This window comes from Rathayibacter rathayi, from assembly GCF_004011095.1.
Lineage (GTDB): Bacteria > Actinomycetota > Actinomycetes > Actinomycetales > Microbacteriaceae > Rathayibacter > Rathayibacter rathayi.
Window position 1 is genome coordinate 847,807 of sequence record NZ_CP028129.1, and the last position, 14,024, is coordinate 861,830.

Sequence of the window (14,024 nt, forward strand, 5' to 3'; positions counted from 1 at the left end):
ACATACGACGTCACACCCGTTCATCCGACGTCACACGTCTCGACTCCGGCGTCCATCGTTCCTACTCTGGTCCGCGAGGCGCCGACCGGCGCGTGGAGCGACAGCCGAGCCCGGCACCCGCCCGAACCCAGCCGACCCTCCGGGGTTGAACGAGGAACGGAGGGCACTGCGGTGTCGGAGCAGCGATCGGAGTCGGACCCCGCCTGTCCGCGCGTCCCGTTTTCGTTCGAGGTCTACCCGCCGCGGACCGCCGCCGGCTCTCTCGCGCTCACGCGAACAGTCGACCGGCTCGCGGCCGCCGGCCCCTCCTTCGTCTCGGTCACCTACGGGGCGCAGGGCTCCTCGCGGAGTGCGTCGCTCGGGATCCTGCGCTACCTGCTCGAGCGGACAGCCACTCCGGCCCTCGCACACATCACCTGTGTCGGCTCGACGCACGCGGAGGCGAGTCGCCTCGTCCGCGAGTTCCTTGAGGCCGGGGTCACCCGCTTCCTCGCGCTGCGAGGTGACCGGCCGACCGGGATACCGGAGGATGCGGCGATCCTCGGCGAGCTCGCCAGCGCCGCGGAACTGGTGCAGCTGATCCACCGCGTGCAGGCCGAGCGCGAGCCATACGGAGCGATGCCGGTGCCAGGACTGCGGAACGCGCAGTGTGTGGACGTGGCGGCGCGGCCGCACGCGGAGGTCGCCGTCGCGGCGTTTCCGAACGGACACCCGCGCTCGCGCTCGCGGACGCAGGACATCGACGTCTTGCTAGCGAAGGAGGCGGCCGGAGCGTCGTTCGCCCTCACTCAGCTCTTCTTCCACGCCGACGACTACCTGCGCTTCGTCGACCGCGCTCGCGCGGCAGGACTGCGGATGCCGATCATCCCGGGTGTGATGCCCGTCACCAGCCCCGCCCGGCTGAGGCGGATGCTGGAGCTCAGCGGCGAGGACCTGCCCGCCGATCTCGCGATCGCCCTCGACGTCGAGCCGGACGACGAGGCTCGGATGCGGATCGGCGTCGAGTACGCCGCGAGACTAATCCGCACCGTCGTTGACGGGGGCGCCCCCGCCGTCCACCTCTACGCCTTCAACCGCGACGAGGCGGTGCTGGCCGTGCTGGCCGAAAGCGGGCTGCTGCCGCCCGGATCCGCGCCGACCCTCCCGACCGCCACCTCTCCGTCCACCCCGTCCCCTCAGGAGCGAACCGCATGAGCACTACACCCGCCTTCCCGACCGGAACCGTCCTCGGCTACCCCCGTATCGGACGCCGCCGCGAGCTGAAGAGAGCCGTCGAGTCGTTCTGGTCCGGCACCGTCACCGCCGAGCAGGTGGAGGAGGAGGGTGCCGCACTGCGCGCCGCCACCCGTGAGCGCCTGCTCGCCCTCGGCCTCGGCCGCGACGACTCGTCGATCCCCGAGGCGCACTCCTTCTACGACCAGGTGCTCGATACCGCGCTCGCGGTCGGCGCGATCCCGGAGCGCTTCGCGGACCTCGTCGTCGACGGAGCGATCGACCTGGCCGGATCCTTCACGCTGGCCCGCGGTGACGGCGATCGGCCGCCGTTGGAGATGACCAAGTGGTTCGACTCCAACTACCACTACCTCGTGCCTGAGATCGGTCCAGAGACGTCGTTCTCGCTCGCGGACACCCGCCGGGTGCGCGAGGTCGAGGAGGCGCGTGCGGCCGGCTTCACCACGCGGCCCGTGCTGGTCGGGCCGGTTACCTTCCTCCTGCTCGCGAAGCCCGACGCGGCAGCACCGGCGGGCTTCTCTCCACTCTCGCGCCTCGCGGACCTTGTCCCCGTTTACGCTCAGCTGCTCGGTCGCCTCCGCGAGGCCGGGGCCGAGTGGGTCCAGCTCGACGAGCCGGCGCTGGTGTCGGAGTCGCTGGGCGTGCCGCGGGAGCGCGTTCTTGCGGCCGTCGAGTCGGCCTATGGGCTGCTCGCCGGTGCGCAGGAGCGGCCCGCGCTGTTCGTCGCAGCGCCTTACGGCACCCTCGGCGATGCCCTTCCGGTCCTCGTTCAGGCGGGCGTCGAGGCCGTCGGCGTCGATCTCGTGAAGGGCGCCGCTCCGACCGCGGTGCCCGGACTCGAGCGCACCGTGCTCGTGGCCGGAGTAGTCGACGGGCACAACGTGTGGCGCGGCGACCTCTCGGCCGCGCTAGAGAAAGCGGAGGCACTGCGTCCGCTCGCCGAGAGCGTCGCCGTCTCCAGCTCCACCTCGCTCTTTCACCTGCCGCACGATGTCGCCGACGAGCCCGATCTCGATCCGCGTCTGGCGTCGTGGCTCGCCTTCGCCGACCAGAAGATCGAGCAGGTCGCCGTGCTCGCGCGGGGTCTTCGCGAAGGTCGGGTCGCCGTCAGCGCGGAGCTCGAGGCCGCGACCGCCGCCTGGGAGGACCGCCGGACGGCGCCGGGAGTGCGTGACGGCGTCGTGCGCACCCGAGTCACGTCCCTCCGCCCCGAGGATCGGCACCGGGCGCCCGCCGCCGAGCGCCTCGCCGCCCAGGAGGAGGCACTCCGCCTGCCGCCGCTGCCCACGACGACGATCGGCTCGTTCCCGCAGACGCGCGAGATCCGCACGGCCCGTGCTGCCCTCAGCCGGGGCGACCTCTCTGCCGAGCAGTACATCGAGCGGATGCGGGAGGAGATCGAGCGGGTGGTGCGCCTGCAGGAGGAGCTCGGCCTCGACGTGCTGGTGCACGGTGAACCCGAGCGCAACGACATGGTGCAGTACTTCGCGGAGCACCTCGACGGCTTTGCGGTGACGCGGAACGGTTGGGTGCAGTCCTACGGCAGCCGCTGCACGAGGCCCTCGCTGCTGTGGGGTGACGTCTCGCGCCCGGCGCCGATCACGGTCGAGTGGTCGGCGTTCGCTCAGTCGCGCACCGACCGGCCGGTGAAGGGGATGCTGACCGGACCGGTGACGATTCTCGCCTGGTCGTTCGTCCGTGACGACCAGCCGCTCGCTGAGACGGCCGATCAGGTCGCTCTCGCGCTGCGCGAGGAGATCGCCGATCTGGAGCGGGCGGGGATCCGCATCGTGCAGGTGGACGAGCCGGCGCTCCGGGAGCTGCTGCCGCTCGAGGCGGCGGCGCGACCCGCCTATCTGGAGTGGTCGGTCGGCGCCTTCCGGCTCGCGACGGGTGCAGCGGCGACGGCGACCCAGATCCACACGCACCTCTGTTACTCCGAGTTTGGAGTCGTGATCGACGCGATCGACCGGCTCGACGCGGACGTGACCAGCATCGAAGCGGCGCGTTCGCGGATGGAGGTGGTAGCGGACATCGAACGCTCGGGCTTCGCGCGGGGGATCGGACCGGGCGTCTGGGACATCCACTCGCCGCGGGTGCCGAGCGACGACGAAGTCGGCGAGCTCATCCGAACCGCTCTCGGCTCGATCCCGGTGCGCCAGCTCTGGATCAACCCGGACTGCGGGTTGAAGACGCGCGGATACGACGAGACGCTCGCCTCCCTTCGCGCGATGGTGGCCGCCGCGACGCAGGCCCGCGCCTCGCTCGCGGCCGTCTGAGCACTCCGCACTCAGGAGGGGCCCGGTCGGCGGTACGTCGATCCGGGCCCCTCCTGCGCTGCCACCTCAGACCGAGCGGAGGACCGCGACGATCTTCCCGAGCACCTCGGCCTCGTCGCCGAGGATCGGCTCGAAGTTGGAGTTTCGCGGAAGTAGCCAGGTATGGCCGTCGCGCTGGCGAAGCACCTTGACGGTGGCCTCACCGTCGAGCATCGCCGCCACGATCTCGCCGTTCTCGGCGGTGCGCTGGGAGCGGACGACGACCCAGTCGCCGTCGCAGATCGCGGCGTCGATCATCGACTCGCCGACGACCTTGAGTATGAAGAGCTCGCCCTTACCGACGAGCTGGCGCGGCAGCGGGAAGACCTCGTCGATCTGCTGGTCGGCCATGATCGGCACGCCCGCGGCGATGCGGCCGACGAGGGGGACCATCGCCGCGTCGCCGACTGGGGCGGTCGACTCGAACGAGCCGTCGTCCTCGGTGGAGCTGGGCACGTCGATGAGGATCTCGAGCGCGCGAGGGCGGTTGGGGTCGCGGCGTAGGTAGCCGCTGAGCTCGAGCTGGTTGAGCTGGTGAGTGACGCTCGAGAGCGAGGCGAGCCCGACGGCGTCGCCGATCTCGCGCATGCTCGGCGGGTAGCCGCGACTCGATACGGAGCGTTGGATCGCGTCCATGATCGCGAGCTGCTTCGCGCTCAGGCTCTTCCGGCGCCGACCGGCGGCGGCCTTCGTCTTGGCGGCCGACATACCGGCCGTTCGCGCGTCGCTCACGATGCTCCCTCTGTCCCGCCGCGCACGCCGCGTGCGCGCCCGCCCGGTCGCGACCCGACATGGAATGTCGGTGGTCGCTGCTCTACTACGACCAGGCTCTCGAAACTGTATCCGCCGGGAGTCAGCATGCGGAACATTCGTTCGAGTGTGTCGCGAGCGAGTTCGGCTGCGGATCGACCGAACCGGTCTCTTGACCAGCTCGGTGTTCGAATATATGTTCGGTACAGGCGTTCGGGGTAGCCCTCCCGGCCGAGGGCCTCCCCGAATCCCTGTTGAAAGGAGCGATCCCATGACCGCACAGCTCACCTCCCGCCCGCTGCAGCAGGTGCACGCGGCTCCGTCCGTGTCGGCCCCGCATCAGGTGACGGCCCCGCAGTCCCGTTCGGAGCAGCAGAGCGCTCCTGCGCAGACGCGCGTCGTCCGCACGCACCTGCGGCTCACCCGCCGAGGCCGTGCCGTGGTCGCCGCGTTCGGTGCGCTGCCGGTGGTCGCTGGCGCGTTCGCGTTCGGGCTCAACGGCGGAGGGGCGGTCGCGTCGAGCGACCAGGCTGCGGTCGAGTTCCAGTACGTCACCGTCCACGCGGGGGAATCGCTGTGGTCGCTCGCGGAAGAGCTCGCGCCCCAGTCCGACCCGCGCGACGTGGTCGACGACATCCTCTCGCTGAATCAACTTTCCAGCGCAGGTGTCGAGCCCGGCCAGCGCCTGGCGATCCCGGCGGAGTACGACACCGCGCGCTGAGGCATGGCCACTCGCCTCGCTACTATTCCCTGGTGACGACTCTCGACGACCTCCCCCTCCGCGACGACCTTCGAGGCAAGCGCCCGTACGGTGCACCGCAGGCCGTCGTCCCTGTGGCCCTTAACGTCAACGAGAACACCCACCCGGTCCCGGACGACGTGATCGCCGACATCGTCGGCCGCGTGTCCCAGGCCCTGCGTGCCGTCAACCGGTACCCCGATCGGGAGTTCCGCGAGCTGCGCGAGGCGCTCGCTGGCTATTTGGGGCACGGCCTCACCGCCGACGGAGTCTGGGCCGCGAACGGCTCGAACGAAGTACTGCAGCATGTCCTCCAGGCCTTCGGTGGTCCCGGTCGCTCACTGCTCGGCTTCGCGCCCACTTACTCGATGTACTCGATCCTCGCCTCGGGGAGCGGCACCGAATGGATCGCCGCCCCGCGCGAGGCCGAGTTCGAGGTCGGAGCCGACTACGCCGCCGAGCAGATGCGCCGTTTCCAACCGGACATCGTCTTCCTCTGCGCTCCGAACAACCCCACCGGCACCCCCCTGGATCTCACTGTGATCGAGGCGGTCTACGACGCGACCGACGGGATCGTCGTCGTCGATGAGGCCTACGTCGAATTCGGCGGCCGGGAGGCGCCCACCGCACTGAGCCTCCTGCCCGGGCGTCCTCGCCTGCTCGTGTCGCGCACCATGAGCAAGGCGTTCGCCTTCGCCGGCGTGCGGCTCGGCTACCTCGCCGCGGACCCCGCCGTGGTCGACGCGCTGCGTCTCGTCCGCCTCCCGTACCACTTGTCGGCGCTGACGCAGGCCGCGGCGATCGCCGCGCTCGCCCACGCCGACGAGATGCTAGCGATGGTCGGCGAGATCATCGTGCAGCGCGATCGGATGATCGAGGGCCTGCGCTCGCTCGGCTACCGCCCTTCCGCGACGGGCAGCAACTTCGTCCTCTTCGGTGGCGTCGACGATCCGACCGTCATGTTCGAGGGCCTGCTCGCCCGCGGGGTCCTCATCCGCGATGTCGGCATCCCCGGCCACCTCCGCGTGAGCGCCGGCACCGCGGAGGAGACGACCGCGTTCCTCGAGGCGCTCGCCTCCCTCCCCGCCCCCTCCGCCGACCCCGCGGTCGTGCTCTCGCGCGAGTGAGCGCCCACCCGGGGGCGGTGATCCTCCGCGAATAGACTGGGAGCCATGACCTCCCCGAGCGCCGCACCCGGGCGCACCGCCTCCCTCAGCCGAGCCACCACAGAGTCGAGTATCGAGCTCTCGCTCGACCTCGACGGCACCGGTGTCGCCGATCTCGAGACCGGCGTGCCCTTCTTCGACCACCTGCTGACCGCGTTCGCGAAGCACTCGCTGACCGACCTGCGCGTGCGGGCCCGTGGCGACATCGAGATCGACATCCACCACACCGCCGAGGACATCGGCATCGTGCTCGGCACCGCCATCCGCCAGGCCCTCGGCGACAAAGCCGGCATCTCCCGCTTCGGCGACGCGCTCGTCCCCCTCGACGAGGCGCTCGTGCAGGCCGTCGTCGACATCTCCGGCCGCCCCTACCTCGTCCACACCGGCGAGCCGGAGGGCTTCGCGCTGCACCTGATCGGCGGCCACTTCACCGGCTCGATGGTCCGCCATGTCTTCGAGGCGATCGCGTTCAACGCCGGCCTTACCGTGCACGTCACGGTGCTCGGTGGCCGGGATCCGCACCACATTGCCGAGGCCGAGTTCAAGGCCTTCGCCCGCGCCTTTCGTCAGGCGAAGGCGCTGGATCCGCTGGTCTCCGGCGTCCCCTCGACCAAGGGCGCGCTGTGAGTTCGAGCCGCCCGTCCGTCGTCGTCTACGACTACGGCTCGGGGAACGTGCACTCCGCTGTCAAGGCGCTCGAGTTCGCGGGCGCCGACGTCGAGCTGACCGGCGATCGGCAGCGCGCCCTCGAGGCCGACGGCCTGCTCGTCCCCGGAGTCGGCGCCTTTGACGCGGTGATGGCAGCTCTCAGCCGGGCGCGCGGCGGCGAGATCATCGAGAGGCGTCTCGCGGGCGGTCGCCCCGTCCTGGGCATCTGCGTCGGGATGCAGGTGCTGTTCGAGCGCGGCGTCGAGCGCGGTGTCGAGAGTGCCGGTCTGGGCGAGTGGCCGGGTACGGTCGATCGGCTCCCGGCCGAGGTCGTTCCGCACATGGGCTGGAACACCGTCTCCGCTCCCGGGGGCTCGGTGCTCTTCGACGGCATCGCCGAGGAGCGCTTCTACTTCGTGCACTCCTACGGCGCCCGGGAGTGGTCGCTCGATGTGATGCCGCCGTTCCCGCGACCCGCGGTGACCTGGGCCGAGCACGGGGGTCCCTTCATCGCCGCGGTCGAGAACGGCCCGCTCTCGGCGACGCAGTTCCACCCCGAGAAGTCGGGCGCCGCCGGGCTCCGCTTGCTGGCGAATTGGCTGGGCAGCCTCCGCACGAACTAGGATCGGCCGGTGGTCGGCGCCTCGAAGGGGCCGGCACCGAGACTGAGGATGACGATGAGCGAGTTTACCAAGGCTCCGGGCCTGGTCCTCCTGCCCGCGATCGACGTGGCGGGCGGCAAGGCCGTGCGCCTGACGCAGGGCGAGGCCGGGACGGAGACCAACTACGGCGATCCCCTCGACGCCGCCGGCGACTGGGTCGACCAAGGTGCGGAGTGGATCCACCTCGTCGACCTTGACGCCGCCTTCGGCCGCGGCGACAACCACGGCATCATGAAGAAGGTCATCCGGCAGGTGAGGGGCGTGAACGTCGAGCTCTCCGGCGGGATCCGCGACGACCGCAGTCTCGAGTCCGCTCTGAGCGCCGGCGCCAAGCGGATCAATCTCGGCACCGCGGCACTGGAGAATCCGGAGTGGGCCGCGAGCGTCATCGCCCAGTACGGCGACCAGATCGCCGTCGGGCTGGACGTGCGCGGAACGACCCTCGCCGCTCGCGGCTGGACCAGGGAGGGCGGCGACCTCTGGCAGGTCCTCGACCGGCTCGAGGAGGCGGGCTGCACCCGCTATGTCGTGACGGACGTCACGAAGGACGGCACGCTGAAGGGCCCGAACGTCGAGCTGCTCGAGCAGGTCATGGCCCGTACGCACCGCCCCGTGATCGCCTCGGGCGGCATCTCGAACCTCGACGACATCGCCGCACTGCGTGGCCTCGTGCCCCAGGGCCTCGAGGGTGCGATCGTCGGCAAGGCGCTGTACGCGGGCGCGTTCACGCTCGCGGAGGCCCTGGATGTCGCATCAGAGTGAGCCCGGCCCGCTCCCCGCGCATCTGACCGACTCCGCGGGCACTCCCTGGGCCGGCCGGCACTTCGAGCCGAGCGCCGCTGTGGAGGACGACGGCAGTGCCCCGCCGGCACTGGTCGCCGCGCTCGAGTCGTTCACGACCGGCGCTCGCGGACCGGACGTCGTTGTCGACGCCCTTCGCGCGTCCCGCCTGCTCATCCCGCTGATCGCCCGCCTCAGCGAGGAGGCTGAGGGCATCGGCGGTCGTCGAGCGGACAAGACGCAGGAGCTGGCGATCGTCACCGTCGCCGGGCCCGACGGCCGCAGGGTGCTCCCCGTCTTCAGCGACGTGAACAGCATGCGCCGCTGGGACCCCGCGGCGCGTCCTGTTCCGGTCGACGGACGTCGGGCGTCGCTGGCGGCGGTGGCGGAGGGAACCGAGGTGATGGTGCTCGACCCCGCCTCCGAGGGGGAGTTCGCGGTCCGCCGTCCGGCGCTGTGGGCGATTGCCGAGGGCGCGGAGTGGCGTCCTTCGGACACGGACCCGGACGTCCTCGCCGCCCTGCGTGCCGGCGCGGAGGGGGAGTCGGCCGTGGAGTCGCTGGCGGTTCGCGCGGGCGATCCGGCGCAACGGCTCACGGGACCGGAACTCGTGGTCGTGCTGAGCCTGCACCCCGGACTCGACCAGGAGGCGCTCAGCGCTCTGATCGCGCGCCTGGGCGACCGATGGGCGGCGGAGGACACCGTCGCGCAGCGCGTCGACTCGATGACGCTCCAGCTCGCCGCGGCCCGCTGACTCCGGCTCAGGTGACCGGGCCCGTCCACTTCTCGCCCGGCCCCTTGCCGATCGGGTCGGCGATGGGGGAGGCCTCGCGGAAGGCGAGCTGAAGGGTGCGCAGCCCGTCGCGCAGGCTTCGGGCGTGCATGTCGCTGATGTCGGGGGCGCCGGCCGTGACCAGGCCTGCGAGCGCGTTGATCAGCTTGCGCGCCTCGTCGAGGTCGACCTGCGCGCCCGGCTCGTCGGCGAGCCCGCACTTGACGGCTGCGGCGCTCATCAGATGCACCGCCGCGGTGGTGATGATCTCGACCGCGGGGACCGCCGCGATATCGCGGGCGGCCTCCACGTCGGAGGCGCCGCCGTCCTCGCCGAATCGTCGGGTGTAGTCGTCGTCGTACGTGTCGTCGTGGTCGTGAGTCTCGTCGTCGTGCTGGGCCATGCGTCCTTCGTTCGTCGTCCGGGGGTGGGGATCGGGGTGGGGCGCGGCACCGAATCGAGGGCGGCCGGATCCGCTCTGTCGAGCGGGCCGCCGGTCTGCTATGGTTATCCGGGCTCCGAGGCATGTCCTCGGTTCGAAAGTGGAGATTCTCCCACCCGCGCTTGACCGCTTCATAAGGTTACCGGGTCAGAAGCACTCCGCCTCCGATGGTCACCAGACCAGCGGAGGCAGGGCTGCGGCTCCCGAGGTCTGCCTCGGGAACCGCGTCACAGGGTGCGAGCGCCGTGCTTCACGCACGACGTGGACGGGACGATCACCTCTCTCGGGTGCGCTGGAGAAGACTCCGGTAGCGCAGCTGCACTCACCGAGATCAGAGGAGAAGCGCAATCAGCGATCCCCGTACCAACGACCGTATCCGCGTCCCCGAGGTCCGCCTCGTGGGTCCCGCTGGAGAACAGGTCGGCGTCGTCAAGATCGAGGTCGCTCTGCGACTCGCACAGGACGCAGACCTGGACCTGGTCGAGGTCGCCCCCAACTCCAAGCCGCCCGTGGCCAAGATCATGGACTACGGGAAGTTCAAGTATGAGCAGGCTCAGAAGCTCAAGGAAGCACGTCGCAATCAGGCGAACACGATCCTCAAGGAGGTCCGTTTCCGCCTGAAGATCGACAAGCACGACTACGAGACCAAGCGCAAGCGCGCTGAGGGCTTCCTTAAGGCCGGCGATAAGGTCAAGGCGATGATCCTCTTCCGCGGTCGCGAGCAGTCGCGGCCCGAAATGGGTGTCCGTCTGCTTCAGCGTTTTGCGGAGGACGTCGCCGAATTCGGTCAGGTCGAGTCCACGCCGACCATCGACGGTCGCAACATGGTGATGGTCATTGGCCCGCTGAAGAACAAGTCCGAGGCGAAGGCAGAGGCCAATGCGGTCCGCGCCGCTCGTCGCGAGGCCAACACCCCCGAGGACACGGCCGAGGCCGAGTCCGTCTAATACTTCGCCGCCCCGGCCTCGGGGCCGGTGGACGCCCCGCTCGCGGGGCACCGGTTTCGCCCCGCCGTGTGCGGTGTGACGTTCACAAGGAGAGAACATGCCCAAGATGAAGACCCACTCGGGTGCCAAGAAGCGCTTCAAGGTGACCGGCTCCGGCAAGGTCATGAAGCAGCAGGCCGGTATGCGTCACAACCTGGAGTCCAAGTCCAGCGTCCGCACGCGCCGCCTCAACCAGGACCAGGTCCTCGCCCCGCAGGACGCCAAGGTCGCCAAGAAGCTTCTCGGTCTGTAGCTCGCTGCCGGCGCAGTCCGCTGCGCCGTGTAGCCCGCTACTCCGCCGCCCGGATGGATAGGAAGAAACAGCAATGGCAAGAGTGAAGAGGGCCGTCAACGCCCACAAGAAGCGTCGCGTCATCCTCGAGCGAGCCTCGGGCTACCGCGGTCAGCGGTCGCGCCTTTACCGCAAGGCGAAGGAGCAGGTCACCCACTCCCTCGTCTACTCGTACCGCGACCGCCGCGCCAAGAAGGGCGAGTTCCGTCGCCTCTGGATCCAGCGCATCAACGCCGCGTCCCGTGCGAACGGCCTGACCTACAACCGCTTCGTCCAGGGCCTCGCCCTGGCCGGCGTCCAGGTCGACCGCCGCATCCTTGCGGATCTCGCGATCACCGAGCCCGCCACCTTCGCCTCGCTCGTCGCGACCGCGAAGGGTGCGCTGCCGGCCGACACCTCGGCGCCCAAGGCCGCCGCGTAGTCCGCAGAGCGTTCCAGGAGGGGGTCCCGACCGAGAGGTCGCGGCCCCTTCCCGTCGTTCCCGGGTGGCCGCGCGTCGTGTCTGCCGGGCCCGCGATCGCCGCGCCGATAGGCTCGCCGCATGCTCGACAACCCCCGCTCTCCCCGTGTCCGCTCTGTGGCGAAGCTCACCCGCCGCCCGGCCCGGCTCGAGACGGGACTCTTCCTCCTCGAGGGTCCGCAGGCGATGGCCGAGGCGCTGCAGTACCGCCCGGAGCTGCTCGTTGAATCGTTCGCGACTCCGACCGCTCTGGAGCGTCACCCGGAGATTGTCGCCGCTGCAGCGGAGGCGGAGGTCGAGATCGAGTACGTGACCGAGGACGTCCTGGACACGATGGCCGACACGGTCACGCCCCAGGGTTTCGTCGCGGTGTGCCGACAGTTCCCTACCTCGCTGAAAGACGTCGTCGCCTCGGAGCCGCGCCTGGTCGCGGTCCTCGAAGAGGTCCGAGATCCGGGCAACCTCGGCACGATCATCCGCGCCGCTGACGCCGCTGGAGCGGACGCGGTCGTGCTCTCCGGGCGCTCCGTCGACCTCTACAACCCCAAGGTCGTCCGCTCGACCACGGGCTCGCTGTTCCACCTGCCGGTCGCGGTCGGTGCCGACCTCGCCGACGTCCTCGGGCGCCTGCGCGGCGTGGGTGTGCGCTCGGTCGCGGCGGACGTGAGGGGCGAGGACCTGCTCGATGTGCGGGCCCGGGGCGACCTCGCTGAGCCCACCGTTTGGGTCTTCGGCAATGAGGCCCGTGGCCTCGAGGACGAGTCACTCGCGCTCGTGGACGGCGTGGTCGCCGTGCCGATCTATGGCGCGGCGGAATCGCTCAATCTCGCGACCGCGGCCTCCGTCTGCCTCTACGAAAGCGCTTTCGCCCTGCGTTCCTGAGGGCACCGGTCCGATGCCGGACGGAGCCGGAGAAGGGGACGAGTTGTTTCACCCGGGTTAAAACGTCCCTCATGATTTGACCGGCCCATCCCCGTGTGCTTCTCTGGCGGCATGGTCACAGCCCCGCAAGACGAGCGCGCCGCCGCTCACGTCGGTGAACCCCTCGTCGTCATCGCCGGAGTGCAGAAGCACTACGGCGATTTTCAGGCCCTGAAGGACGTCGATCTGACGGTGCACCGCGGTGAGGTCGTCGTCGTCCTCGGCCCCTCCGGCTCCGGCAAGTCCACGCTCTGCCGCACGGTCAACCGGCTCGAGACGATCTCGGGCGGCACCATCACCATCGACGGACAGAAGCTGCCGGAGGAGGGCAAGGGCCTCGCCGCGCTCCGCGCCGATGTCGGGATGGTCTTCCAGTCGTTCAACCTCTTCGCGCACAAGACGATTCTCGAGAACGTCACGCTCGGCCCGATCAAGGTGCGCGGGCTCTCCCGCAAGGAGGCGGAGGCGCAGGCCACGGCGCTCCTGGACCGAGTCGGAGTCGGCCATCAGGCCGCGAAGACTCCTGCTCAGCTCTCGGGCGGGCAGCAGCAGCGCGTCGCGATCGCACGAGCGCTGGCGATGAAGCCCAAGGTGATGCTGTTCGACGAGCCCACCTCGGCGCTGGACCCCGAGATGATCAACGAAGTGCTCGACGTGATGGTCGGTCTCGCCAAGGAGGGAATGACGATGATCGTCGTCACCCACGAGATGGGCTTCGCCCGCAAGGCCGCCGACCGCGTCGTCTTCATGGCCGACGGCGAAATCCTCGAGGACACCGATCCGGAGTCGTTCTTCACCACCCCGCGCACCGACCGGGCCAAGGACTTCCTCTCCAAGCTCATCACGCACTAGCGGCGCGACCAGCACCGTCAGACACGTCGGACCCTGCACCGCGGGAGCCGATCCGATATCACCCGCTCCGGCGGGCCGAACTTTAGGAAGGACGATCATGCGCACGAAGCTCATGTTCATGACCGCGGGACTCGCAGCAGCGACTCTCGCCCTCGCCGGCTGTGCCGGCGACTCCGGAACCGCCGGTGGCGGAGCGCAGGGAGGGACCTCGGCCTACGAGGTCGCCTCCGGCGTGACCGTCGAGGGCAGCCCGACCTTCGCCACGATGACGGCGGCCGAGAAGGTCACCATCGGCGTCAAGGAGGACCAGCCCGGGCTGGGCTACCTCGACGCCGCGACCGGTCAGCGTTCCGGATTCGACATCGAAATCGCGAAGTGGGTCGCAGCTTCCCTCGGCTTCTCGGCCGACAAGATTGAGTTCACGGCGATCCCCTCGGCCAACCGCGAGGCGTCGATCGTGAACGGCGACATCGACTTCTACGTCGGGACTTACTCGATCACCGACAAGCGCAAGGAGCAGGTCGGCTTCGCTGGACCCTACTTCAAGACCGGACAGCAGCTGCTCGTCGCGGCCGACAACAGCACGATCACCGGCCCGGACGACCTCAGCGCTGACACCACGGTGTGCTCGGCGACCGGCTCGACCCCGATCCAGAACATCCGCACCAACTACCCCGAGGTGAAGACCGAGGAGTTCGATACCTATTCGCAGTGCGTGGACGCTCTCTCCGACGGCACCGTCGACGCGGTCACCACGGACGGCGCGATCCTGATCGGCTACGCGGCGCAGAAGCCCGACAAGCTCAAGGTCGTCGGCGAGCCGTTCAGCACCGAGCTGTACGGCATCGGCCTGCCCAAGAACGACGACGCGCTGCGCCAATTCGTCAACGGCATGCTGACCGACGGCGGCGCCACCTGGAGCGCCATCTACGACGAGACGCTCGGCCAGTCCGGCACGATGCTCACCCAGCCGGCGGTGAACGACTACTAGGAGGTGCCCCGG

General features: G+C 69.9%; 16 protein-coding genes. 14 read left to right on the top strand and 2 right to left on the bottom strand.

Features of this window, described 5'->3' with window-relative positions; all coding sequences use genetic code 11:
* Positions 1 to 171: 171 nt before the first annotated feature.
* Both C1O28_RS04250 and metE read left to right on the top strand, forming a co-directional pair.
* Positions 172 to 1,194, top strand: coding sequence for a methylenetetrahydrofolate reductase (locus C1O28_RS04250; RefSeq protein ID WP_097166445.1), 1,023 nt, complete (start codon positions 172 to 174; stop codon positions 1,192 to 1,194).
* Positions 1,191 to 3,512 carry a 5-methyltetrahydropteroyltriglutamate--homocysteine S-methyltransferase gene (gene metE, locus C1O28_RS04255; RefSeq protein ID WP_097166444.1) on the top strand — a complete coding sequence of 774 codons (2,322 nt, stop codon included), beginning with the start codon at positions 1,191 to 1,193 and terminating at the stop codon, positions 3,510 to 3,512. The genes C1O28_RS04250 and metE overlap by 4 nt, the downstream gene beginning before the upstream one ends.
* Positions 3,513 to 3,578: 66 nt before the next feature.
* On the opposite strand, the gene lexA is transcribed toward metE, so the two are convergent.
* Positions 3,579 to 4,283, bottom strand: coding sequence for a transcriptional repressor LexA (lexA, locus tag C1O28_RS04260; protein ID WP_419866669.1), 705 nt, complete (start codon positions 4,281 to 4,283; stop codon positions 3,579 to 3,581).
* Between the two features lie 289 nt (positions 4,284 to 4,572).
* On the opposite strand from lexA, the gene C1O28_RS04265 reads away from it, so the two are divergent.
* From C1O28_RS04265 to C1O28_RS04290, 6 genes are read left to right on the top strand one after another with little or no spacing between them, the layout of a single operon-like run.
* On the top strand, positions 4,573 to 5,022 hold the full coding sequence (locus C1O28_RS04265; RefSeq protein WP_097166442.1) for a LysM peptidoglycan-binding domain-containing protein: 450 nt from the start codon (positions 4,573 to 4,575) through the stop codon (positions 5,020 to 5,022).
* Positions 5,023 to 5,051: 29 nt separating this feature from the next.
* Complete coding sequence (locus C1O28_RS04270) at positions 5,052 to 6,167, top strand: histidinol-phosphate transaminase (RefSeq protein ID WP_097166690.1); 1,116 nt, start codon at positions 5,052 to 5,054, stop codon at positions 6,165 to 6,167.
* Between the two features lie 45 nt (positions 6,168 to 6,212).
* On the top strand, positions 6,213 to 6,833 hold the full coding sequence (gene hisB, locus C1O28_RS04275) for an imidazoleglycerol-phosphate dehydratase HisB (protein ID WP_097166441.1): 621 nt from the start codon (positions 6,213 to 6,215) through the stop codon (positions 6,831 to 6,833).
* Positions 6,830 to 7,477: an imidazole glycerol phosphate synthase subunit HisH gene (gene hisH, locus C1O28_RS04280; protein ID WP_097166440.1), complete on the top strand. Its 648-nt coding sequence runs from the start codon at positions 6,830 to 6,832 to the stop codon at positions 7,475 to 7,477. The genes hisB and hisH overlap by 4 nt, the downstream gene beginning before the upstream one ends.
* Positions 7,478 to 7,531: 54 nt before the next feature.
* Complete coding sequence (gene priA / locus C1O28_RS04285; RefSeq protein WP_097166689.1) at positions 7,532 to 8,278, top strand: bifunctional 1-(5-phosphoribosyl)-5-((5-phosphoribosylamino)methylideneamino)imidazole-4-carboxamide isomerase/phosphoribosylanthranilate isomerase PriA; 747 nt, start codon at positions 7,532 to 7,534, stop codon at positions 8,276 to 8,278.
* Entirely contained in the window at positions 8,262 to 9,050 is a 789-nt protein-coding gene (locus C1O28_RS04290; RefSeq protein ID WP_097166439.1) for an SseB family protein, read from the top strand. Before priA ends, C1O28_RS04290 begins: the two co-directional genes overlap by 17 nt.
* Positions 9,051 to 9,057: 7 nt before the next feature.
* Here C1O28_RS04290 and C1O28_RS04295 read toward each other — a convergent pair whose 3' ends face one another.
* On the bottom strand, positions 9,058 to 9,471 hold the full coding sequence (locus tag C1O28_RS04295; protein ID WP_219813095.1) for a DUF1844 domain-containing protein: 414 nt from the start codon (positions 9,469 to 9,471) through the stop codon (positions 9,058 to 9,060).
* Positions 9,472 to 9,857: 386 nt separating this feature from the next.
* Between C1O28_RS04295 and infC the strand changes: the two genes are divergently transcribed.
* The 6 genes from infC to C1O28_RS04325 all read left to right on the top strand — a co-directional run bounded on the left by infC (position 9,858) and on the right by C1O28_RS04325 (position 14,012).
* Positions 9,858 to 10,457 (top strand): translation initiation factor IF-3, encoded by a 600-nt coding sequence (gene infC, locus C1O28_RS04300; RefSeq protein WP_084415833.1) that lies wholly within the window; start codon positions 9,858 to 9,860, stop codon positions 10,455 to 10,457.
* 97 nt (positions 10,458 to 10,554) lie between these two features.
* Complete coding sequence (rpmI, locus tag C1O28_RS04305) at positions 10,555 to 10,749, top strand: 50S ribosomal protein L35 (protein ID WP_055793295.1); 195 nt, start codon at positions 10,555 to 10,557, stop codon at positions 10,747 to 10,749.
* Positions 10,750 to 10,822: 73 nt separating this feature from the next.
* Positions 10,823 to 11,209, top strand: a complete 387-nt coding sequence (gene rplT / locus C1O28_RS04310) for a 50S ribosomal protein L20 (RefSeq protein ID WP_097166438.1) — start codon at positions 10,823 to 10,825, stop codon at positions 11,207 to 11,209.
* A 120-nt stretch (positions 11,210 to 11,329) separates the two neighbouring features.
* The gene (locus C1O28_RS04315) at positions 11,330 to 12,130 is read left to right on the top strand and encodes a TrmH family RNA methyltransferase (RefSeq protein ID WP_097166437.1); all 801 of its coding nucleotides are present in this window, start codon (positions 11,330 to 11,332) and stop codon (positions 12,128 to 12,130) included.
* A gap of 111 nt (positions 12,131 to 12,241) precedes the next feature.
* Positions 12,242 to 13,021, top strand: a complete 780-nt coding sequence (locus C1O28_RS04320) for an amino acid ABC transporter ATP-binding protein (protein WP_097166436.1) — start codon at positions 12,242 to 12,244, stop codon at positions 13,019 to 13,021.
* A 97-nt stretch (positions 13,022 to 13,118) separates the two neighbouring features.
* The gene (locus C1O28_RS04325; protein WP_097166435.1) at positions 13,119 to 14,012 is read left to right on the top strand and encodes a glutamate ABC transporter substrate-binding protein; all 894 of its coding nucleotides are present in this window, start codon (positions 13,119 to 13,121) and stop codon (positions 14,010 to 14,012) included.
* The last annotated feature ends 12 nt before the right edge of the window (positions 14,013 to 14,024 follow it).

Excerpts from the sequence above, each read along its gene's own strand:
- C1O28_RS04265 (WP_097166442.1), top strand. The coding sequence starts at position 4,573 with ATGACCGCACAGCTCACCTCCCGCCCGCTGCAGCAGGTGCACGCGGCT.
- C1O28_RS04315 (WP_097166437.1), top strand. The coding sequence starts at position 11,330 with ATGCTCGACAACCCCCGCTCTCCCCGTGTCCGCTCTGTGGCGAAGCTC.
- C1O28_RS04325 (WP_097166435.1), top strand. The coding sequence starts at position 13,119 with ATGCGCACGAAGCTCATGTTCATGACCGCGGGACTCGCAGCAGCGACT.
- C1O28_RS04320 (WP_097166436.1), top strand. The coding sequence starts at position 12,242 with ATGGTCACAGCCCCGCAAGACGAGCGCGCCGCCGCTCACGTCGGTGAA.
- C1O28_RS04290 (WP_097166439.1), top strand. The coding sequence starts at position 8,262 with ATGTCGCATCAGAGTGAGCCCGGCCCGCTCCCCGCGCATCTGACCGAC.
- metE (WP_097166444.1), top strand. The coding sequence starts at position 1,191 with ATGAGCACTACACCCGCCTTCCCGACCGGAACCGTCCTCGGCTACCCC.
- rplT (WP_097166438.1), top strand. The coding sequence starts at position 10,823 with ATGGCAAGAGTGAAGAGGGCCGTCAACGCCCACAAGAAGCGTCGCGTC.
- hisB (WP_097166441.1), top strand. The coding sequence starts at position 6,213 with ATGACCTCCCCGAGCGCCGCACCCGGGCGCACCGCCTCCCTCAGCCGA.
- rpmI (WP_055793295.1), top strand. The coding sequence starts at position 10,555 with ATGCCCAAGATGAAGACCCACTCGGGTGCCAAGAAGCGCTTCAAGGTG.
- priA (WP_097166689.1), top strand. The coding sequence starts at position 7,532 with ATGAGCGAGTTTACCAAGGCTCCGGGCCTGGTCCTCCTGCCCGCGATC.
- C1O28_RS04295 (WP_219813095.1), bottom strand. The coding sequence starts at position 9,471 with ATGGCCCAGCACGACGACGAGACTCACGACCACGACGACACGTACGAC.